The 21073-nt window shown below is 62.5% G+C and carries 19 protein-coding genes, 4 tRNA genes and 1 riboswitch; of the genes, 2 read left to right on the forward strand and 21 right to left on the reverse strand.

Going from position 1 to position 21073, the window contains the following annotated elements; genetic code table 11:
• Positions 1-16 precede the first annotated feature (16 nt).
• The gene (locus tag KP004_RS14140; protein WP_216799158.1) at positions 17-1426 is read right to left on the reverse strand and encodes a sigma-54-dependent transcriptional regulator; all 1410 of its coding nucleotides are present in this window, start codon (positions 1424-1426) and stop codon (positions 17-19) included.
• Positions 1427-1565: 139 nt separating this feature from the next.
• Between KP004_RS14140 and KP004_RS14145 the strand changes: the two genes are divergently transcribed.
• Positions 1566-4196 (forward strand): PAS domain S-box protein, encoded by a 2631-nt coding sequence (locus KP004_RS14145; protein WP_216799159.1) that lies wholly within the window; start codon positions 1566-1568, stop codon positions 4194-4196.
• 32 nt (positions 4197-4228) lie between these two features.
• Here the strand turns inward: KP004_RS14145 and KP004_RS14150 are convergent, their stop codons facing one another.
• The 10 genes from KP004_RS14150 to KP004_RS14195 form a co-directional block, all read right to left on the reverse strand.
• Positions 4229-4894: a HesA/MoeB/ThiF family protein gene (locus tag KP004_RS14150; protein ID WP_216799160.1), complete on the reverse strand. Its 666-nt coding sequence runs from the start codon at positions 4892-4894 to the stop codon at positions 4229-4231.
• 3 nt (positions 4895-4897) lie between these two features.
• Positions 4898-5182 (reverse strand): MoaD/ThiS family protein, encoded by a 285-nt coding sequence (locus tag KP004_RS14155; RefSeq protein ID WP_216799161.1) that lies wholly within the window; start codon positions 5180-5182, stop codon positions 4898-4900.
• An 11-nt stretch (positions 5183-5193) separates the two neighbouring features.
• Positions 5194-6414 carry an NAD(P)/FAD-dependent oxidoreductase gene (locus KP004_RS14160; RefSeq protein WP_216799162.1) on the reverse strand — a complete coding sequence of 407 codons (1221 nt, stop codon included), beginning with the start codon at positions 6412-6414 and terminating at the stop codon, positions 5194-5196.
• Between the two features lie 143 nt (positions 6415-6557).
• On the reverse strand, positions 6558-8360 hold the full coding sequence (locus KP004_RS14165; RefSeq protein ID WP_216799163.1) for an aldehyde ferredoxin oxidoreductase family protein: 1803 nt from the start codon (positions 8358-8360) through the stop codon (positions 6558-6560).
• A 1-nt stretch (position 8361) separates the two neighbouring features.
• Positions 8362-8841 carry a 4Fe-4S dicluster domain-containing protein gene (locus tag KP004_RS14170; protein WP_216799164.1) on the reverse strand — a complete coding sequence of 160 codons (480 nt, stop codon included), beginning with the start codon at positions 8839-8841 and terminating at the stop codon, positions 8362-8364.
• Positions 8842-9186: 345 nt separating this feature from the next.
• Positions 9187-9537 (reverse strand): hypothetical protein, encoded by a 351-nt coding sequence (locus KP004_RS14175; RefSeq protein WP_216799165.1) that lies wholly within the window; start codon positions 9535-9537, stop codon positions 9187-9189.
• Positions 9538-9795: 258 nt separating this feature from the next.
• Positions 9796-11025, reverse strand: a complete 1230-nt coding sequence (locus KP004_RS14180; protein ID WP_216799166.1) for a PAS domain-containing protein — start codon at positions 11023-11025, stop codon at positions 9796-9798.
• A gap of 193 nt (positions 11026-11218) precedes the next feature.
• Positions 11219-11839, reverse strand: coding sequence for a FlgO family outer membrane protein (locus KP004_RS14185; protein ID WP_216799167.1), 621 nt, complete (start codon positions 11837-11839; stop codon positions 11219-11221).
• Positions 11836-12570 carry a FlgO family outer membrane protein gene (locus tag KP004_RS14190; protein ID WP_216799168.1) on the reverse strand — a complete coding sequence of 245 codons (735 nt, stop codon included), beginning with the start codon at positions 12568-12570 and terminating at the stop codon, positions 11836-11838. The genes KP004_RS14185 and KP004_RS14190 overlap by 4 nt, the downstream gene beginning before the upstream one ends.
• Positions 12567-12857 (reverse strand): hypothetical protein, encoded by a 291-nt coding sequence (locus KP004_RS14195; RefSeq protein WP_216799169.1) that lies wholly within the window; start codon positions 12855-12857, stop codon positions 12567-12569. The genes KP004_RS14190 and KP004_RS14195 overlap by 4 nt, the downstream gene beginning before the upstream one ends.
• Before the next feature lie 197 nt (positions 12858-13054).
• Positions 13055-13131, forward strand: a riboswitch (cyclic di-GMP riboswitch).
• Positions 13132-13201: 70 nt separating this feature from the next.
• On the opposite strand from KP004_RS14195, the gene KP004_RS14200 reads away from it, so the two are divergent.
• Positions 13202-14068 carry a response regulator gene (locus KP004_RS14200; RefSeq protein ID WP_216799170.1) on the forward strand — a complete coding sequence of 289 codons (867 nt, stop codon included), beginning with the start codon at positions 13202-13204 and terminating at the stop codon, positions 14066-14068.
• A 33-nt stretch (positions 14069-14101) separates the two neighbouring features.
• Here the strand turns inward: KP004_RS14200 and KP004_RS14205 are convergent, their stop codons facing one another.
• The 10 genes from KP004_RS14205 to KP004_RS14250 all read right to left on the reverse strand — a co-directional run bounded on the left by KP004_RS14205 (position 14102) and on the right by KP004_RS14250 (position 20906).
• Complete coding sequence (locus KP004_RS14205) at positions 14102-14641, reverse strand: methylated-DNA--[protein]-cysteine S-methyltransferase (protein WP_216799171.1); 540 nt, start codon at positions 14639-14641, stop codon at positions 14102-14104.
• Between the two features lie 28 nt (positions 14642-14669).
• Positions 14670-16133 (reverse strand): AlkA N-terminal domain-containing protein, encoded by a 1464-nt coding sequence (locus KP004_RS14210; protein WP_216799172.1) that lies wholly within the window; start codon positions 16131-16133, stop codon positions 14670-14672.
• Positions 16134-16482: 349 nt separating this feature from the next.
• Positions 16483-16567: transfer RNA gene (locus tag KP004_RS14215), tRNA-Leu, on the reverse strand.
• Between the two features lie 57 nt (positions 16568-16624).
• Positions 16625-16700: transfer RNA gene (locus KP004_RS14220), tRNA-His, on the reverse strand.
• A gap of 12 nt (positions 16701-16712) precedes the next feature.
• Positions 16713-16789 (reverse strand) — tRNA-Arg (locus KP004_RS14225).
• A 22-nt stretch (positions 16790-16811) separates the two neighbouring features.
• Positions 16812-16889, reverse strand: a tRNA-Pro gene (locus KP004_RS14230).
• Positions 16890-17075: 186 nt separating this feature from the next.
• Positions 17076-17666, reverse strand: coding sequence for an XTP/dITP diphosphatase (locus KP004_RS14235; RefSeq protein ID WP_216799173.1), 591 nt, complete (start codon positions 17664-17666; stop codon positions 17076-17078).
• Positions 17663-18382, reverse strand: a complete 720-nt coding sequence (gene rph, locus KP004_RS14240; RefSeq protein WP_216799174.1) for a ribonuclease PH — start codon at positions 18380-18382, stop codon at positions 17663-17665. Before rph ends, KP004_RS14235 begins: the two co-directional genes overlap by 4 nt.
• Positions 18383-18654: 272 nt before the next feature.
• Positions 18655-19839, reverse strand: a complete 1185-nt coding sequence (locus KP004_RS14245) for a beta-helix domain-containing protein (protein WP_216799175.1) — start codon at positions 19837-19839, stop codon at positions 18655-18657.
• Positions 19836-20906 (reverse strand): sensor domain-containing diguanylate cyclase, encoded by a 1071-nt coding sequence (locus KP004_RS14250; RefSeq protein ID WP_216799176.1) that lies wholly within the window; start codon positions 20904-20906, stop codon positions 19836-19838. Before KP004_RS14250 ends, KP004_RS14245 begins: the two co-directional genes overlap by 4 nt.
• Between the last annotated feature and the right edge of the window lie 167 nt (positions 20907-21073).

Below are 21073 nucleotides of genomic sequence, written 5' to 3' on the forward strand. Positions count from 1 at the left end.
AATCGGTTGTATTACATTATTTCTTGCTAATTCTCTGATTGAGCGCCTGGCGGCTGATCCCCAAAAGTTCCGCTGCGGCCCTCTGGTTCCCCCCCGAGCGCTTGAGCGCTGCTTCGATGAGGCTTTGGGTGAGCTGCGCCAAGGTGGGGAACCCTGCGGCAAGGTTCAGCCATCCCCCCCCATCGTCGGCATCCGGGGCCAGGGCCGGAAGCCCCACCCCGATGGAGTCGCGGAAGGGAGCCAGGGAAAGCTTCCCTCTCTGGTGCCGGGTCACCACGTCGAAGACCAGTGCGCGCAGTTCCCGCACGTTGCCCGGGAAGCTGTAGCCGGTGAGGAGACTCGCCAGTTCGTACGGGTACTCCGGGACCTCCTTGTGCAGCGTGTGCGCCGCCTCCTCCACGAAGGTCTCCAAAAGCAGCGGGATGTCCTCGGTCCGTTCGCGCAGCGGGGGGATGTGCACCTGGTGGGCGCAAAGCCGGTAGTAGAGGTCGCGGCGAAAACTCCCCTCGTGGATGGCCGCGGAGAGGTCGCGGTTGGTCGCCACCACCACGCGGGCCTGGTTGGCGGAGGGGTGGTCGGCCCCAAGCGGGTAGTACTCCCCTTCCTGCAAAAGGCGCAAGAGCTTCACCTGGGTGGGAAGGGACATCTCCCCGATCTCGTCGAGAAAGAGCGTCCCCCCGGCGGCACGGACGATCATGCCGTCGCGAGCGTGGTCGGCGCCGGTGAAGGCCCCCTTCTTGTGCCCGAAGAGGGTGTCGGAAAAGATGTGGTCATCGACGCCCGCGCTGTTGACCGGGACGAAGGCCCCCCGGCGCCCGCTCAGCTCGTGCAGGGCGCGCGCGATCAGTTCCTTGCCGACGCCGGTTTCGCCCGTGATCAGCACCGGCTGCTCGGTGGGAGCCACCGCCTCCAGATAGCTGAAGATCGCCTTCATGCGCGGACTCCTGGTCTTGATACCGGAGAAGGCCTCCTCGTTGGCGGGCCTGCCGGTCAAAAGCGACTCGCGCAGCGACTCGATCTCGCGTTGCATGGTGTTGCGGTCCAGCGCCTTCCTGACGCTGGTGATGAACCGGGTGGAATCGACCGGCTTGACGATGTAGTCGAAGGCCCCGAGCTTCATGCAGTCGATGGCGGTTTCCAACTCGTTGGCCGCCGTGACGATGATCACCGGAATGCCCGGATACCCGCAGCCGAGCTCCCCGAGCATCTCCTTACCCGAGATGTAAGGCATCTGCAGGTCGAGTACGATCACCCCCGGTTGTTCCTCCGCCAAAAGCGGCAAGAGTTGGCGGATGTCGTCCAGCGTCCTCACCCGCCCGAACCCCGCCTGCCGCAGCATCACGGACGATCCGAACAGTATCTGGGGCTCGTCGTCCACCAATAGGATCAGGTCTGCCGCGCCCTTGTTGTTTCCCTGTACTGACATGTACTCTCCGCTGCCGCTTGCCATCCGCTAATGCTAATAGTCAAATGAGTGTTTGCCAGCTTAGCGTCAAAATGCTAAAAGCAAAAGAATTTTTTTCGTACCGATTGCCATGGCGGCTTCCCCTGTGGGAGGCCTAATCGTGAGGAGCCCCGTGCCCACCCACCGTTTTCGCAGGATACTGTCGCTGCAATCGACCTTTCTGGCCGTGATCCCCTTCCTGCTGGTCGTCTTTTTGAACGTTTTCCTGCTGCTCCCCCACATCACCCAGGACGTGGCGACGGGGCAGCGCGAAATGGCGCGCGCGTTCGGGGTCGCCATGGACAACTACCTCACCGCCGCGCTCACCGACGTCAGGGCGGTCGCCGCCCTTCCCCTGCACCGGCCGGCCTACCTCGCCGACCTGCAGGAGATCCTCGATGCCGAGGTGGAGGCGTCCGCGTCGCTCAACCTGCTCTATACCGCGCTCCCCGACGGCCGCATCAAGGCGGCGGGAATCCCGAAGGACCACCGCCACACCCTGCAGGACCACCTGACCCTGGAGCGGACCAGCCTGGCCCACGAACAGCTCTTCCGTGACACCCGGCGCCTGGGCAAGGCGGTCTGGTCCAACACGTTCCCTTCCGCCTTCGGCAAGGGGGTGTCCATCGCGGTCGGGGTCCCCAGCGGCAACCTGGTCGTCATCGGAGAGATCGACCTCGCCAAGCTGGTCGGCTCCATGCGCGACATCGTCGGGAGCGCGGGACAGGTGATCATCCTCATCGACCACAACGGCAAGGTAATCGCCGACCAGGGTGACCTTTCACGTGATCCTCCCCGCTTCGTGGGCGACATCCCCCTGGTGCGCACCGCACTCGCCGCCGACCACCCGGTGAGCGGCGAGTTCAGGCTGCAGGGACGCGCCCTGGTCGGCACAGTTATGCGCTCCACGCACATCGGCTGGTACATCCTGGTCGCCCAGCCCGTGCAGAGCGCCTACCGCTCCGTGGTCATCACCACGCACAACGTGGCGGCCGGTGCCGCCGCCGCGCTCCTTTTGGCCCTGACCGCCTCGCTCTTTCTGGCCCGCCGCCTGTCGCGCCGCCTCGAGGAACTGGCCGGTTTCGCCCGCAGGGTCGCCGCCGGCCACAAGGCTATTCCATGGCCCCCCGGCGAGATTGCCGAGGTCGAACAGTTGGCGGGCGCCCTTTTGAGCATGGCGGACGAGATCCAGTACCGGGAGCAGCAACTCGTTGAAGGAGAGCGGCTGCTGCGCTCGGTCACCGACCACGCCTTCCATTACCAGGGGCTCCTGACCCCGGACGGGACACTGGTCGACGCGAACCGCACCTCACTCGCCCTGGTCGCGGCCAAGAAGGAGGAGGTACTGGGCGTCCCTTACTGGGACACCCCGTGGTGGCGCCACGACCCGGAACTGCGCGAGCGGCTGCGGGCCGCCATCGCCACCGGCGGCCAGGGGGTCCCCGCCCGCTTCGAAACGACCCACCTGGACCACGAGGGAGAGCTGCACCACGTCGACTTCTCCCTCTCCCCGATCCGGGACGAGGCCGGTGCGGTCATCTACCTGGTCGCGGAAGGACGCGACATCACCGACTTCGCCCGCGCCAAGAGTGCACTCAAGGAGAGCGAGGAGCGTTTCTACCAGCTCTTCGTGCAAAACGACGACCCGGTCATCCTCATGAAGCTGGAGACCCTGCAGGTGATCGACGCCAACCCCGCGGCGCTCACACTCTACGGGCTGCGCCGCGAGGAACTCCCCTCGCTCCGTATCGACACCCTCATCGCCCCCGCGGACCTGGACAAGATCAGGACCGAGCTCGCCCAGCACAACATCTCGCAGGGATTCCTGCAGCGGGCGGTGAGCTACAAGACGGGAGGCGAGAAGATCATCATCTCCCTGCGGGGCACCAGGATCATGCTCAAGGACGAGGAGCTGCTGCTCTGCTCGATCCGGGACATCTCCGAGAAGCTCCGCATGGAGCAGGAGATCCGGGCCACCCAGGCCAAGCTGATCCAGACCAACAAGATGACCTCCCTGGGGATGCTGGTTTCCAGCGTCGCGCACGAGATCAACAACCCCAACCACTGCATCTCCATCAACAACACCGTGCTGACCCAGATCACCCGGGACGCCCTGGCGCAGTTGAAGACACTCAGCGAGGGACAGGGAGAGTTGGACCTGGGCGGATTCTCCTACGACGAGGTCCTGGATATGGTCCCCAAGCTGCACGACGGCATCCGGGAGGGATCGCTGCAGATCGACAAGATCGTGCGCGACATGAAGAACTTCAGCAAGCCGGCCGAACTGGACATGCAGGGGACCATCGACGTGAACCGGTCCGCGGAGAACGCCGCCGCCATGCTGTGGCACCACATCCAGCGCAACACCGACTGCTACCGGACGGAACTTGGGCAGAACCTCCCCGCCGTACAGGGAAGCCAACAGCAGATTGACCAGGTGGTGATCAACCTGGTCATGAACGCGCTGCAGTCACTGCCCGACAAGCAAGCCGGGGTGACGGTTCGGACCTGGTTTGACGAGGGGCGGCAGACGGTGAACGTGAGCGTCGAAGACCAGGGGGACGGCATGTCCGAGGAGGTGCTGGCGCGCCTCACCGAGCCATTTTTCACCATGAGGATCAACAAGGGGGGGACCGGTCTGGGCCTGTATATCTCCTCGTCCATCGTCAAAGAGCATGGCGGCAGTCTGGATTTCGAATCCGAGCCGGGCAAGGGAACCAGGGTAACGGTCCGCCTCCCGATCCGGCCATAGGCAATCCCCCTCAACAGGGCCCGCCCCGGGAATCACACCTCGACAAAAGAAAGGGAAAGATCGGTGAGGTCGGCGACCAGCAGGCGGTTCAAAAGCCTCGGCGTTCCCGCCATGACGTCGCACAGTTCGTTGCACATAAGCCCCGCCACCACGAATACGCCGTAGGGGGTCACCTCGATAGGCCCCGCGGGCTGACGACTGCCGGCATAGATCTCCTCGAGCGGTTGGGATTCCCCCTTCACCAGAGTCAGCACCTGCCCGCGATCTCCCTGCACGCCGCCGTGGATGAAGCGGCACCCGGCCGGAAGCGCGCCGTAGAGGGCGAAGCGGCCGGTGAAGTTGTCCAAGCAGTCGGCGACCACCGTGCAATCCCCGGGCAGGCGGAAGCCGCCCTCTATCCTCGTGTCGTGCCCCACTACCTCCACGGCCGAGTTGATCGCCTGCAGCCGCTCGCACGCCACCAGCACCTTTTTTCTCCCCAGGTCACACTCCCCGTACAGGCTCTGCCGGTGCAGGTCGGACAGCTCCACCGTGCCGTCGTCGACTACGTGCATGCGGGCCACCCCGGCGCGCGCCATGATCTGGCTCACGGTGGCACCCAGGCCGCCGACGCCGGCCACGAGCAGGGTGCTCGAGGCGATCAGACACTGTTTTTCATCCCCCCAGAAGAGTCGCTGCCTGGCGTAGCGGTCGTCCATCGCCTATCCTCCCGCTCCCGGAGGAAAGAGCGCCAGCACATCCCCGTCCTTCACCGTCGTCTCCAGCTTTTCCAGGTGCAGGATGTTCCTCCGGTTCAAAAGGATGATGGTCCCGGCGCGCAGCAGGTTTTCCCCGCTGACGAGCTTCCCGGTCACCGGGACAGGCTCGCCCGCCTGGAAGCGCTCCAGGAGCGCCCCCACGGTGTCCCCTTCGCGCCAGGGGAGCTCGGCGTATTCCCTGCCGGACAAGGCGAGCCGCAGCGTGCCGTAAAACTGGAGCCGTACCATCGCGCGCCCCCTCAGGCGATCCGGCGGGTGAAGGCGGCGTAACCGGCGTCCCCCTGCATGAGCCGCCGCCCCGGGAAGGGGAGCCGTGCCCGCACCATCTGGTAGTAGACGCCCGAATCGTTGGTCTCGCCGATCAGGACGGCACCGACGACCCGCTCCTTTTCGTCCAGAAAGATCTTCCGGTAGCGGCGGGAGGCGAGCGAGCCGTGCACCACGGTCCGCCCGACCGCGTCGGAGCAGCAGCCGATGGCGGCCACGTCCAGCCCGAAGACCTCCGTGATGTTGTTTTTCATGCTCCCTTCGTAGAGCTGGTTCAAGCCGAGCATGTTGCGCGCGGCAACCTCCCCCTGCTCGACCGCCGTGATCCAGTTCCCCTGGACCGTGGTCTCCCCGGTCACGTAGTCCCTCCCCTGCGCCGCGTCCCCGGCGGCGAAGATGGCGGGACAGCTGGTCCGGCAGCAGTCGTCGACGAGGATGCCGTCGGAGACGGCAAGGCCCGCCTCACGGGCGAGGAGGGTGTTGGGCAGCACCCCCTTGCCGACCAGCAGCGCGTCGGTATCGAGGTTTTTGCCCGATGCCAGCGACAGCCGCAGCCGCTCCCCCTCCAGCACCTCGCTGATCTCCTCGCGCTTGTGCAGCGTCACCCCTGATGCCTGGAAATGCTCCTCCAGAACGGCCGCCGACTCGGCATCGAGTAGCCGGCTGAAGATCCGGTCCGATCCGACCACCAGGTGACGCTCGACCTCCGGCGAGAGGTGGGAGAGCACCGGGACGCTGACCAGCCCGGCTCCCAGCGCGGTGACGCATCGCGCCGGTTGCAAAAGCGCAGCGAGCCGGTCCGCGTCAGCCAGGTGGCGCAGGGTGCTGACCCGCTCACTCCCCGGCTTGAAGGGGCGCGCCTCGCTGCCCAGGGCGAGGAGGAGTGCATTGAAGCCGAGCGAGCTGCCGTCGGCCAGCCGGAGCTCGCGCCGGTCCGGATCGACCGAGAGTGCCGCCTGCCCGAACAACGTGGTCACGCCCATGTCACGGTAGAAAGCGTCGTCCGCGATGAAGAGGTTTTGCCTGGCGGTCTTGCCGCCGATGAAGTATGGCGTCAGCACCCGGGAATAGGCCGGGCACGCCTCCCGGTCCACCAGCGCGACGCTGACCCGGCTCGAGTGGCGGCGGATGGTGCGCACCGCCTGCAGCCCGGCCGCCGAGTTGCCGACGATAACGATATCGAACTGCTGCATGTAACAAACCTCCTGTGTGAGCCGGAGGGGGACTGGCTCCGCCAGGTGCCAGTCCCCTTGGTACTTGCGAGGGAGGGGGGACTGGCTCCGCAGGTGCCAGTCCCCTTAGTGCTTGAGTAAGGTGGCTGAGCTGAAAGAAGCGGCTACGAAAGCCCGAGCGCCTTCACCTTCTCCGCGCTGGGGATCCCCTCATCCCACCCCCGGACCCGGTAGTACTCCGACAGCATCTCGGGAAGGCGCGACACCGCCCCCTTCATGGGCCCGTCCGGCAGCGGCTCGCTGAGGATGCGCCTGGGCAGGGTGTCCTGGGACGGGTCGATCCCCGCCTTCAGGTTGAAGAGCCGCTCCATGGTGTAGATCCGGTCCCCCGCCTCCATCATCTGCTCCTCGGTGAAGGCGTGCCCGGTCGCCGCGTTGAAGAGCTTCGTCACCTGCGGGATGCCGATGGCGAAGGTGGTGAACAGGCAGACCCCGGCGGAATCGACCACCGCGGTGACGTCCTGGAACGCCTTGGCCCAGGCGGCCTTACCCTCGATAGCCTCAGGGTCGAGCTTTTCCGGTACCCCGAGGATCTCCGGCGACACCAGGTAGCCGCGCACGTGGCAGGCGCCGCGGTTGCTGGTCGCGTACTCGAGCCCCATCCCCTGGATGGCGCGGCCGTCGTAGGCGGGAAACTCCTGTTTCTTGACCGTCATGGACAGCTCCGGCGCCCCGCAGCTCTCGGCCAGCCGGTAGGAGCCAAGCCCCGCCCTCGTGCCGAACCCTTCCCCCTTGCCGGTCAGCTCCACCAGCCGGACCATGGCGTTGCCGTCGCCGAACCGAAGCGGCATCCCGGTATCGGCGTCGCTCAAGAGCCCCTTCTCGTACAGCTCCATGGCGCAGGCCACCGTCGATCCCATGGTGATGGTGTCCATGCCGTACTCGTCGCACAGGTAGTTGGCCTTGACGATGGCGGCCAAGTCGGACACGCCGCAGGCCGCCCCCAGCGACCACAGGGTCTCGTATTCCGGCCCCTCCCCGCTGCCGGAGAAGCGCGGCTCGGCGAGCCTCGTCACCCGCCCGCAGCCGATGACGCACCCCATGCACCCCTTGTTGCGCTTCAGGAAAGTCTGGGCCAGACGCTCACCCGAAATATCCTCGGCCTTGTCGAAGGTCCCGCACTGCGAGTTGCGGGTGGGAAGCGCGCCGCTTTGGTTGATGATGTTGACCAGCACCGCCGTCCCCAGGGCCGGGAGCCCCTCCGCGGAAACCGGGTGCTGGCGCAGCATCTTCAAGGTCTCCCGGGCGCCGTCGCGAAAGGCCGCGCGGTCGGCCGCCGTCACGCCGCCGGTCCCGCGTACCGCCACGGCCTTCAGGTTCTTGCTCCCCATCACCGCGCCCACGCCGCTTCTCCCCGCGGCGCGGTGCTTGTCGTTCACGATGCAGGCGAAATGAACCAGCTTCTCCCCGGCCGGACCGATGCAGGCCACTTTGGCGTCGCCGTGGAACTCGGCGCGGATGGCATCTTCCGTCTGGTCGGTGGTCTTGCCCCACAGGTGCGAGGCGTCGGCCAGTTCCGCCGTGTCGTTGTGGATTTTCAGGTAAAGAGGCGTCTCCGCCCTCCCCTCGATGATGACCAGGTCGTAGCCTGCGTACTTCAGTTCGCAGGGGAAATAGCCTCCCGAATTGGAGCAGGCGATGGTGCCGGTGAGCGGAGACTTGGTCACCACCATGTACCGGCCGTTGGCCGCCCCGTAGGTGCCGGTGAGCGGCCCCGTGGCGAGGATCAGCTTGTTGCCGGGGGCGAGCGCGTCGATCGCCGGATCGACCTCGTCCATCAGGTACTTCGACGCCAGTCCGCGGCCGCCGACATAGGCGGCAGCCCACTCCAGGTTGAGCGGCTCTATGGTGCAGCTCTTCTCGGTCAGATTCACGCGCAGCAGTTTACCGTGCCAGCCGTTTCCCATATCACACCTCCCCCTGTCCGTCTTTCATGGTTCTGGCGAATCGCAACACCTTCTCCCGCAAGGGAAGGTCCTCCTCCGAATACATCAGGCAGTGGGTCGGGCAGAATGCGACGCACTCCGGGAAATCGTTACCGCACAGGTTGCACTTGTCAGCCTTGCCGGTCTCGTCGAGATACTTGATCATCCCGAACGGGCAGGCGCTGACACAGGTACGGCAGCCGACGCACTTCATCTCGTCGACGGTGACGATGCCCGAGGCGACGTCCTTGTCGATGGCCCCCTTCGGGCAGGCCTTCAGACACCACGGATCGTTGCACTGCATGCAGGTGACGGTGATGAACTGGGCCTCGTCCATGAACACCTCGTTCACGATGCGGGACTTGCTCGGGGCGAACTCGCCTCGATGCTTGAAGGAACAGGACATCTCGCAGTTCTTGCACCCGATGCACTTGGACGGCTCGACGCGAATCAACTTCTGCATGCTGTAACCTCCCTCTTTGGATGTCTTCTGCAGCTATGTGGGATGAAGCGATGAGCAGGTTGTCACAGTGATCCGGGGCTTGAAGCAGCAGACAACCTCCTGACAGTTTCCATGGAAGTACTGTCGCAGGACAAACGGAACAACTATTACATAACTTTAAAAAATATCCAGTTCGCGCCGTCCCCCAGAGGAAAGACAGTGAGAGCGTTCGTTTCACACAACGCCCCCACACGACAAAAGGCTTATCTCGCCGGAGATAAGCCTTTTGTTCTGTTCTGTGAGTTCCGCGGCCGGACAAGTTGTCCCTTGCCCGTCAACGCATCGCTCCGCTGCGCTTTTTACCCTCTAGGGAGCGGCCGGAGTCGCGCCCTGCCCCGCCCCCTGCTGCATGGCGGCCGCCCTGTCCTTCATCGTTTGCTGCATGGAGGTCTTCGTTTTGGACGCTGCCATGCTGGTGTGCGTCCCCTTGGGTCCGCCGGCCATGCCGCCCGATGCGGCACCGGACATGCCGGCATTCATTCCTGCTCCCGTGCCGGTCCCCGCACCGGTTCCTGTACCGGTACCCGCACCCGTTCCGGCGCCATGACCGGCACCGTGGCCGGCGCCCCCTCCCATCCCGCCCCGGGCCATGCCCTGGGTGGCAAATGAAAGCAGGGTCATCGCGGTCACCGCATAAATCGCCAACGTTCTTTTCATGGTTCGCACTCCTTTGAAGGGATTGTTCTGCTGTCCCTGTTTCTACACAAGCCGTGCCATGCCCGCCCCGTTTCGCCGCCGGTTGTCATTACCGACGGTTACCGCGGCGTACCCGCCCGCCTCCCCCCAAAGTCGGTGCAAACCGTTTCACTCGAAGTGAGAGCTTTTGCACATCGAGCTGTTACGCGGTGCGCCTTGACCTTCCCCTTGTCCTCCCCATCCACCCTTTTCGTTTGGCACCAGCCGGCGCGGGTTTCACTACTCACAGCCCAACTGCTCCGAATAATGCCTTTTGTAGCAATCCGGGCAGATGCCGTGGCTGAACTGGGCATCCGAGTTTTCCGTCAGGTACGTCTCCAGTTGCTCCCAACTCTCGTTGTTGTCATGGATCTTCTTGCAGTGCATGCAGATGGAGATCATCCCCTCGAGACTCTTGGTCCTCGCCAGGGTTTCCTGGAGTTCCTCCTTCTGCCTGGTGAGCAGTTCCTGCTGCCGCTTTTGTTCAGAGATGTCGGTGACGGAAAAGACCACGAAGGAATCAGGCACACCGGGGAACACGGGCACGGCATGATCCAGGGCCCAGAACTTCTCGCCGTTTTGCCGCACGTATTCGACCTCCCCCCAGAAGAACCCGAACCTTTCGATGCTCGCGTACATCTCCCTGCCGTATTCCCTGTATTTCTGCTCGCTCTCAAACAGGCACGCTGCCGTACGCCCCACGAGCGCCCCCGGCGCAAAGCCGAACATGACGTCGATGGCAGGGTTGCAGCGGTAGATGACGCGGTCTTTCATGATGCAAAGCCCCGTGGGGAGCGCCTCCAGTATGGCGTGCTGTTCCCTGGATAGTGCGCAGACCGCCTGGTCCGCTTCCTCCTTGGTGAGCAGCAGGATTCCGAAGCCGTTGATGAGGAGCGCCGCCAGCATGGTGAGAAAGGACGCCTTCTGGATCAGGTTGTCGGTGAAGAGGTGGAATTCACTGCTGGAAAAGGCCAGAACGCTCCTGGTGGCGATGATGAGGGCGACGAAACAGATGCTCCAGCCAAGAGTGATACGCAGGGGCGACCTCTTGACCTGGCGCCGGAGTAGAACCCACCCCGTTGCGGCGAAGAACGAGGCGGCGGTGAAGGAGGCGGCGGCGATGCGCAGCTTGCTTTCGAGCGGAGTGACGACAGCGCATATGGCGATGACGGCAATGAAGGAAGCGGTGCGGAACTTCTGGGCGAGCGCCAGTCCCGCAATGCGAAGGATGGCCCATGTTTCGTAGGCGATGCCGAGGATCAGGATTATGTTGCCGACGGTGAAACTGAGGACAACGGGCAGGGTACCCCGCCAATACAGGAGAAACCAGCCGATGGACTGCAACAGTTTGCCACGGGTCCAATCGCTGTTTCTTTGTTCTGTCGCCTCGGCTCGCTGAAAGATATAAAGCACCGAACAGAAGATGGCGTTACCAAACGACAATGCAAGGATCAGTGTCTTAATATCCATCATGTTTCCGAACTTGAGAGTGAGCGACTGTGTGAGCGAATTGGACACTGAAGATTATCAGCTGCAGCACCAATTCACAACACGCCGAACCGTTACCTATAGTACCCAAGATAATGAAACAGTGACCAAAAGAAAAAGGCCCGCCCCGCATGAGACAAGCCTTTCTCCTTTCTATGTACCGGCCGCGCCGGTTTTACTTCACGGTGTAGTTGATGACGGAGCTACCGCCGCAGGAATAGGTGAGCTCCCTGGTGACCATTTTGGAGATGGTGCCGGTTTCGGTATCCATCCTGCGCGCAAAGATGAGCACCTTGTCGTTGCTCAGGTAGGTATAGGTGCCGACCACCGCCTCGGGCTGCTGGTACTCGTTTTTCTTCACCTCGGTGGCCCTGCGCGTCAGCACCACCAGCCCGTTTTCTGACAGTTTGAAGTACTTGGCGAACTCCGCCTGCACGATCTTGTAGCAGCACACCGAGTTCAGCCCGCCTCGCATCAACTCGCCCATGAGCATCCCCGACTGGCTCGGGACGAGGCTTTGCAGGTCGGCGAAGTCGGTCACCATCACCGTCGCCCTCCCTCCGGGCTCCTCCTGGCAGGAGGCGGGCGCCCCGCATGTCTGGCGGTCGGCACACTTGTCTGTACACAGCTCCAGGGCCATGTCGTGGAACAGGGTCTTCATATCGGTCGCGTCAAGCAGCATGGGCAAGGTCTTGTTGTGGCAGTCCCCGCCCACCGTAATGGGAAGGGTCCCCGCGCATCCCGTCAGCAACGAACCGGCGATGAAGGCAAGAAGCATCAGGCGCAGAGGCTTCATTTGCGAGTCCCCTCGCCTAACGTACTCTGGCCGCCCCAGCAGGTCGGGATGTCCCGGCAGCTGTAGGGGGTGTCACCGACGATCTTCATGGTGCTCAGCTTGTCCTCGCGGAAGAGCAGGCTGTCGACGTAGTGGTTCCTGGGGAGATGGATCTGCCCTGAGGAAATCACCAGGCCGGTGCCGATGTCCATGACCCTCGCGTTGACGATGAGATGGTTGTCGGCAACGGAATAGGTTCCGGTGACCACCCCGCCGATCTTGTACAGGGCGCGGATCTTCTGTATGTCGCGGCTCAGGGAAAACTCCCCCTGTTCGTTCACGGTGGTGTCCTTGGCAAGCCGTACCTCGTAGACCTTCCACTTGCGCACCTGGAGTTCGTGGATGACATCCTCGGCGATCAGACGCCCGAACGAGGTGGTCTCGTTGAGGTTGTCGAGATTCACGAAGCTCGTGACGATGAAGGTGTTCTCCAGGCTCTTCCTGTCGGCGTTTCTCTCCAACTGGTCGGTCATGAAGATCATGCGGGCGTTGAATTTGCCCACCTGTGTCAGGCTCTCCTGGACCTGCAGCGGCTCGTCCACGATGTAGCGCTGGTCCGAGGCGAGGCTCTCCCTCTGGTAGCTGTCGGCGTCTTTGTGCATGGGACCGGGGCACATGGTGGCCGAGTTGGCGCATGCCGAACAAACCCCGATCGCGGCGGCCAGTACCAAAGCCTTCGCTGCGTATCTCATAGGTCACCCCCCTCGCGTCCGATCTCGGTGCGCGGCAGCAGGATGTACTCCACGCGGTTGGACATGTACTCGAACTGCTTCAGCCGGTAGGACACCGGGTAGTCCCGGTTGATGTTGGGGCACCAGTTGTCCCAGGTCACGTTGTACCCGTCGCGGAAGCAGAGCGAATCGGTGGTGCAGGGAATGAAGGCGCGGCTCCTGACACCGTCATTGATTACGACGGGAGTAGTTGTGGCACAGCCTGCCACCGCTGCTGACAGCAACACGAGATAGACCAGTCGTTTCATCGTCCCTCCTTGATGAAGTGAATTTGTCGACTGTTTGACCGACCTTTCCCCTCATCGGACCGAGGACGTGATACTTTAGTAAACACAGTGGCAGTTATCTCCCACTACTGACCACAAATCTCTCTGTGTTTCATGATGGTTGATTGATCTTGACAGCGGCGGCGTATGAGTGTAAGCAGGTGGAAAAAATCTATGATAAACGATAATACTAAACCATTCGCGAGAATGGGGCGGAAAGCCTAAAGGGTCTCCACGAGACAGCCGGGTTGCCGAAATATCAGACGATATTCAGCCCCGGCTTTTTTGCGTCCAGACGCGGCAGTCACGGCACCGAAAGGGATCTCATGGAGTTGGCACAGCAGGCGGCGCCGCACATCGAGCGCAGCACCAGGAAAAAGCTCGGGGAGATCTTCGTGGAGAGGGGGATACTTTCCGCCGTAACCGTGGAGAGACTGGTCAGCTACGCGCGCAAGAAGGGAAAACGCTTCGGCACCGTGCTCGAGGAGTTGGAGCTGGTGACGCCGGAGGAACTGGCCCGGGCGCTGGCGCAGCAGCACAACATGAAGTTCCTGGGGGATTTCCACCGTTTCCGGTATGCCGATGACCTGCTCAGGATGATCCCCGTCAAGGCGGCCATGGCCAACCTGATCTTCCCGTTGAAGCTTCAGGACGGCAAGCTCGGCGTTGCCATCAGCGACCCCACGTTGTCAGATGTGCTGCGCGGCCTGGCCGAAGAGCATCAGGTGGGCATCGTCCCCTACGTGGCCACTCACCGCGAAATCATGATAGCCATCAAGGTGCACTATCTCAAATCGGCCCCGGCTGCAGCCTCCGACAAGAAAAGCGTGTTGATCGTGGACGACGACCAGGCCGTGAGCCAGTTCATCAGTTCTTCGCTCCGGCGCAAGGGATACCACGTCGTCTGTGCCGGCGACGGCATGGAAGCCTTCAAGGAGATCATGTCCAACCGCTTCGACCTGGTGATCACGGACAAGGAAATGCCCAAATTGAACGGCTACGCCGTATTGGAGAGTCTGCGCACCTTCCCGGAGACCGCCAACGTCCCGGTGATCCTGATAACCTCCACGGCGACGGTGGACGAAGAGGCCACCGCCCTGCGCCGCGGCTTCTTCGATTTCATCCCCAAGCCGCTGCGCGAAGCCACCCTCTCCGTGAAAGTCGAAAGGGCCCTCGCCATGGCCCAGTATTGAGGAAACTCTCCGCTCCCGCCTCGATCAACCTCGTCAAAGAGCCGTTCCCTGCCCGGGCAGCCACAATCGCGACAGGTCGGCGCCTTCGTGTTGCAGCAGTTTGATCTTTTTGTCGATGCCTCCTGCATAACCGGTCAGGCTCCCATTGGTCCCCACCACCCGGTGACAGGGAATGATGATCGAGATCGGGTTGTGCCCCACAGCCCCGCCCACCGCCTGCGCGGACATGGTTGCCTTCCCTGTCTGAGCGGCGATCCTTTTAGCGATCTCGCCATACGTGAAGACTTTGCCGTAGGGGATCTCACACAGGATGTCCCAGACGGCCCTGCGGAACGATCCCCCTTTGGGTGCCAGGGGCAAGTCGGCGATGGCGGGCCTTTCCCCTCTGAAATAGGCGTCCAGCCACTGCCGCGCCGCGACAAGCGCCGGCAGATCCGGCTTTTCCTCGGTCCCTTCCTGCAGGCTCGCCGCAAAATATTTCTGTCCCTCCAGCCACAAACCCACCAGGCTGTCCCCATCGCTGGCGAGCATGATTCCCCCCAAGGGGGAGGCATAACGCGCGACATACATCATATCCACCTCCGGCACCGGAGCGGTGCGCTTACAACGAGTTCCACAAATTGACCGTCGCGTAACTGCGCCAGGGGCGCCACGTCTCGGCCAACGCCGATATTTCCTTCGCACTGCGCGGCGCCAAGGCCTTTTTAACACCGAAATCCGTCTCGGGAAAGGCATCGGGCCACCCCATCCCTCGCATGGCGATGTACTGTGCGGTCCACGGCCCGATGCCGGCAATGGCCAGCAACTTTTTCATTTCCCTTTCCGGTTCGGCGCCGAAAGTGAAATCGATCTCTTCCCGTGCCATGGCCCGGGCCAGTTCCAGAATCGTTCGCGCCCGGGCCCCGGTGATGCCGAGCGGGCCGAGGTGTCCGTCGATGGGCCCATCCAGGGTGATGACATGTTGAGGTGACGGGAACGCATGGGTGAGCCCCGCGATGCCGGTCGCAACGGGAGCGCCATGGGTTGCCACCAGCCGTGCGGCCAGAGTCCGGGCCGCCTTAACGGTTATCTGCTGTCCCAGCACTGCCCGCACAGCCATCTCGAAAGGATCGAAACAACCGGGCAGGCGGGTTCCCAGCGTACATAGGTCGGGGCGAATGGCGTTCATCGCGCCCAGAACTTCGTACACCGCATGCGGATCGCAGAACAGATCGAAGAGGTGCCGGATCCGGGCCAGCAATTGGGTCAATACCGGTAAAAGGGATGAGTCCACCGTCACCGTCAGCACGTTGTTTTCCGGCCGGTGCCCCACCCGTACCCAGCCATAGACATGCTGCTGCTCCGAGCCGACGAGATGCACGGTGCGCAGGTATGCGCCGTCGATGATCGTTTCCACCCCGGGAATGGCGCGCTGGGCGAGAAAGTCCAGCATCTGCCGCCACTGATAGGGGGGACGATACCCCAGGGCGAGGACGATGGCATTGTCGCGGCTTTTGGCGCTGGACGATTGCCGACGCAAGGCGGTCGGCGCCAGGCGGTACTGCGACTTGAAGAGGTCGTTGAAGCGTCGCAGGCTGCCGAACCCGGCCGCCATCGCCACGTCGATCACCGAGAGGTCGGTATCGGTGAGGAGGTTTTTGGCGAGCAGCAACCGGCAGGTTTGCAGGTATTGCACAGGGGTTACGTGGTAGGCTGCCGAAAAAACGCGGCGCATGTGGCGCCCCGTGCAGCCGAGGTGGTCGGCGATTTGATCGAGGCTCAGCCCGCTGCCGCAGTTTTCTTCCAGCAACACCTTGGCCCGATGGACCAGGGCGACGGAGGCATCGACCGGCGCGGTCCCCGGGGCGCGTTCCGGTCGGCACAGAAGGCAGGGGCGGAACCCGGCCTGCTCAGCCGCAGCAGCCGTTGTGTAAAAGGTGCAGTTTTCCGGCTTGGGCAGTTTCGCCCGGCATATCGGCCGGCAGTAGATACCCGTGGAGGCGACCCCCACGAAAAAGTGCCCGTCGAAGCGCGCGTCCTTCGCCTTCAGTGCCGCGTACCATATCCGTTCTTCATCCCTTGCCATACGTCAACCTCTTTTTGAGAAGATACAACATCCTCTCCCAAAAAACCGGCTATTTTCGGACATGCATGTAAATCTGGCAGAAGGGACTGGCTCCGCCAGGTGCCTGTCCCTCTAGCGGAACGCTTCTTTCAACTCAGGCACCTTCCTCAGTACGGCAGAACATGGATACATGCTGCCACAAAGGGGCTCACTTGAAGTGAGGTCCTCCCCTTCCACAAGGGGCTCACTTGAACTGAGGTCCCCCCCTTGTGAAAGGGGGGACAGGGGGGATTTGATTTTATGAACGGAAGATAAACAGAACAGACAAAGCCTCTATCTGTAGTCCAGATAGAGGCTTTGTCGAAAGTACTGGTGCGAGAGAGGGGACTTGAACCCCTATACCTTGCGGTGCCAGATCCTAAGTCTGGTGCGTCTGCCAATTCCGCCACTCTCGCAAAATCGAACAGCTGAAACAACAAACCCCGCTTTTAAACGGGGTTGTCTTTATAGGTTGGGGTGGGTAGTGGGATTCGAACCCACGTATGAACGAGTCACAGTCGTTTGTGTTAACCGCTTCACCATACCCACCATATTCAATTGTGGCACGCCTGAGAGGGTTCGAACCTCTGACCTACGGCTTAGAAGGCCGTTGCTCTATCCAGCTGAGCTACAGGCGCAGAAGTAAAGCCCTGCAATGAGTGGTCGGGGTGAGAGGATTCGAACCTCCGGCCCCCTGCTCCCAAGGCAGGTGCGCTAGCCAGGCTGCGCTACACCCCGATTCAAGAACCACGTTTATAGCACAGGGTTTCCGGCTGCGCAAGATCTTTTTTCTGTAAACAGAACCATAATGAACAGGGATAACTGGGATAAAAGGGATAACGTCCCGGCAAGGTTTAAACCATTCCCTTTATCCCCTTTATCCCCGTTAAATGGTTTTCTGTTCTTTCTTCGCGTCTTGGCGGCTTAGCGTGAGGACAGCGCCTCTTTGAGCATCTGCATCGCCCTTCCCCGATGACTGATGGCGTTCTTCACGTCCATGGGGAGCTCGGAGAAAGTCTGCCCGTACTCCGGGACCAGGAACAAGGGATCATACCCGAAGCCCCCGTCGCCTCGCGGCGCCTCCAGGATCTCACCGGCAAGCATCCCGTCGAAGGTCTGGCAGGTCCCGTCCGGGAGGCAGAGCGCGATGACGCAGTGAAACGCGCCGGTACGCTCCTCGCGCGGCACCCCGGCCAGCTCCTTCAGAAGAAGCGTATTGTTGTCGGCGTCACTGGCATCCTCCCCGGCAAAACGAGCCGAGAAGACACCGGGACGGCCGCCGAGGTAGTCGACGCAGAGCCCGGAATCGTCGGCCAGAACCGGCTTTCCCGTGAACCTCGCCGCCGAGAGCGCCTTCTTGATGGCGTTCGCCTCGAAGGTGTCGCCGTCCTCCACCACCTCCGGGAGGTCCGGAAAGTCGGCAGGGGACAGGATCGTTTCCACCACCCCGCGCAAAAGTTCGGCGAACTCCTTCAGCTTCCCCTTGTTGCCCGACGCCACCAGGAGTTCTTTCATGCCTGAAGCGCCTCCCGCTGCAGTTCGAAGAGACGGGAGAGCCCGAGCATGGCATGGCTGCGCATCGCGTCCATCTGCTCGATGGTGAACGGCTCCGCCTCGGCGGTCCCCTGCACCTCGACGAAACGCATCGACGAGGTCATCACGAAGTTCATGTCCACCTCGGCGCTGGAGTCCTCCGGATAGTCGAGGTCGAGGAAGGGAACGCCGTCGATGATGCCGACGCTCACCGCTGCCACCGCCTCGCGCAGCGGGCTCTGGGTCAGTTCACCGTTGTCCACCAGGCTCTGCAGGGCGTCCGCGAGTGCCACGTAGGCGCCGGTGATGGAGGCGGTGCGGGTGCCCCCGTCGGCCTGGATCACGTCGCAGTCGATGAGGATGGAGCGCTCGCCGAGCTTTTCCATGTCCACCACCGCGCGCAGCGACCGGCCGATCAGGCGCTGGATCTCGTGGGTGCGCCCCGAGAGTTTCCCCTTGGAGGACTCGCGCTGGTTGCGGGTGTGGGTCGCGCGCGGCAGCATGCAGTACTCCGCCGTCACCCAGCCCGTCCCCTTCCCTTTCAGGAACGACGGCACCTTCGCCTCCACCGTCGCGTTGCAGATGACCTTCGTGTCACCAAACTCGATCAGGACCGAACCTTCTGCATGCTTGAGGTAGTTGCGGGTGATCTTCACATCTCTGAGTGCGTCGGCCGCGCGGCCGTTTGTACGGGTCATGCTTTCTCCAAAAACCGTTCAACGTTCAACGTTCAACGTTCGTTATACTGCGTCCACTCATACCGCCCTTTCCCGACGGCTACATCTTTTCGTTATGTTCAGCATCAGCTACAGAAACTGCGAGTTCACACTTTAGACGTTGCTCCTCAGACCTTCTCCTCGTAAACGGTCCAAGGTTTTCTCCGAAGTTCTCAGACGTTCTCCGTGGCCAATGGTTTTCTAGCCTATCCGATGTCCGCTTCAAACGTCGAACGTTGAACGTTGAACGGCCGTTATTCCTTTGGCGCCGCCTTGAGCTGGGGCACGACGTTCACCCTGCCGCGGCCGCCGTTGTCGTAGATCCGCGGTCCGTTCTCGCCCCAGAAGTTGTTGGGGGCACGGAATTCCTCGGTCCCGGCGTTGTAGATGTCGTGGCCGCCGTTGCCGCTGATGGTGTTGTCCCAGGCCACGCCGGAGCCGTCGAAAACCAGCACCCCCTGCATGCCGTTGCCGGTGATCAGGTTGCCGTTCACCCGGATGCGCGAACCGGTCAGGGAGAGTGCGTAATCGCTGTTGCGCGCAAGCTTCATGGCGCTGACACTCCCCTCGCTGTCGAGAAGGGTCACCCCGCGCCCGTTATCGAGCACGGCGCCCCCCTCGAGCTTGACGCGGCAGTTATCGCCGGAGAAGGCAGAGCGGTTCATGGCGAAACTTCCGTCCTGCAGGTAGATGGAACTCTTGCGGGCGGAGATCCCCACGCGGTTGCCGATCAGGTTCAGACTGTGCAGGGTGGCCTCGCTGTTGGCGAAGATCAAACCGGTATCGCAGTCCGACGCCCCCCCTGTTTCCATCTGCACCAATGCATCCTGAAACTGCATGCCGACGGCGCAGCGTTCAACCCGCACCCCTTGCAGCGTCAGGTTGGAGAACAGCGCCTCGAGTCCCGTCTGCGCACCGTCGATGCGACAGTGGTCCAGGACGTTTTTCTTCTCGCTCCCCAGGAGGGTGATGCCCTGCCAGTCCCCGGGAGCCGAAAGAGCGAAGGTCGAGGTAAAGCGGATGGGATCGTCCTTGGTCCCCGATGCGGCGATGCGTCCCTGCACCACGAGGGTCGGATTGCGCCCCTCGCTTTTCCTGAAGCGGACCACCGTTCCCGGTTCCACGGTGAGTGTCGTCTGGGCGGCCACCGTCACCGCCCCTTCCACCAGCACCTCCCCGCGCCAGACCGTATCCTCGACCAGCACCTGGTCGCCGTACGTGAGCACCGGTTTGAAGGGCGCCTCGGTGCGCTGGGCTGCGGGCGCTGCGGGAGTTGCAGCCGCACCAGTCTCCCCGGTCGACGTCTTGACCGCCCCGGCCCCGTCAGCCGGGACCTTGACCGTCTCGGCCGGATTGTCGGTCGCGGCCTCGGCGCAGGGCGAAAGTAAAAAGGCCGCCAGAAGCGGCCCGTAGAGAAGTGTCCGCAGTTTTCTTTTCATGACGGCGGGATCTGGAGGCTATTCTGGTGGTAAACCTTGTTCTTGCCGCAGCGCTTGGCCAGGTACAGCAGCGAGTCCACGATATTGAAGAGCTCGTCCATCTTGTCGGCGTTCTCGGGATAGCTCGCCACCCCGATGCTCACGGTAACGCCGTGAGTGGTCCCCTCCACCAGTCTGCTCGCGGTCCCGGTTTGCACGCTGTCGCGCAGACGCTCCGCCGCCAGGATGGCCTGGTCCAGCCTGGTCTCCGGCAGGAGCACGATGAACTCCTCCCCGCCGTAGCGAAAGGCGACGTCCACGCCGCGGATGGTCTGCAGAATCAGTTCGCCCATCAACTCCAGGAGCCGGTCCCCGGCGGCGTGGCCGTAGCTGTCGTTGTAGGACTTGAAGTCGTCGACATCCATCATGATGATCGAGAACGGCTTGTGGTAGCGCTTGGCGCGCGCCATCTCCTGCCGGAAGTACTGCTTGAAGTAGCGGTGGTTGTGCAGCCCGGTGAGGGCATCGGTGATGGCCAGAAGCTTGGTCTGCTTGTGCAGCGTAGCGTTGTGGATCGCCATGGCGGCAAAGGAGGCCAGGATGGAGAGAAGGTTCAGCTTGTCCCGGTCGAACTGCCTCGGGGCGAAATCATCCAGGTAGAGGATCCCCACGATCCGCTCCTGGTATATGAGCGGCACGCAGACCAGCGAACGGATCCCCTCGTTGAGCGCAATCGGGTTGTTGAAGAAGGGGGTCTTCTCGGTGTCCTCTATATAGAAGATCTCCCCCGCCCGGAGCACCTGCTCCGTCAGCCCGCCGGCACTCACCTCCCAGCGCTCCTTCTTCACAAAATCAGCCGTCAATCCGGAGTGCGCGTGCAGGCTCAGCTCACGCTTGGCGTCGTAGTAGAGCGCGACGCTCCCGGCCGGGGTTTCGGCGAATCTCATCGCAGAGGTCAGGATGGCCTGCAGCACCGTGTCCAGGTCCAGCGTGGACACTACGGCTTTGGCGACCTCGATCAGGTCCTTGAGCGCCTTGACTTGGGACTCGAGCGACTCTTTTTGGCTATTGCAATCACACTGGGTCATGGGAGCTCCCGGCAGGAAAATTAACCACACATCAATATCACAGCGACGCCCCGCTTGTAAATGCCTCAGCTGTGTAAACCGCCGCAATTTCGTTTTTTATGAGCGTCCGAAATTTTAATCTATTAACGCTTGACTTCGTCATACATCTTGTGGTTTATTTCTGCCGC

The organism is Geomonas oryzisoli, from assembly GCF_018986915.1.
GTDB lineage: Bacteria > Desulfobacterota > Desulfuromonadia > Geobacterales > Geobacteraceae > Geomonas > Geomonas oryzisoli.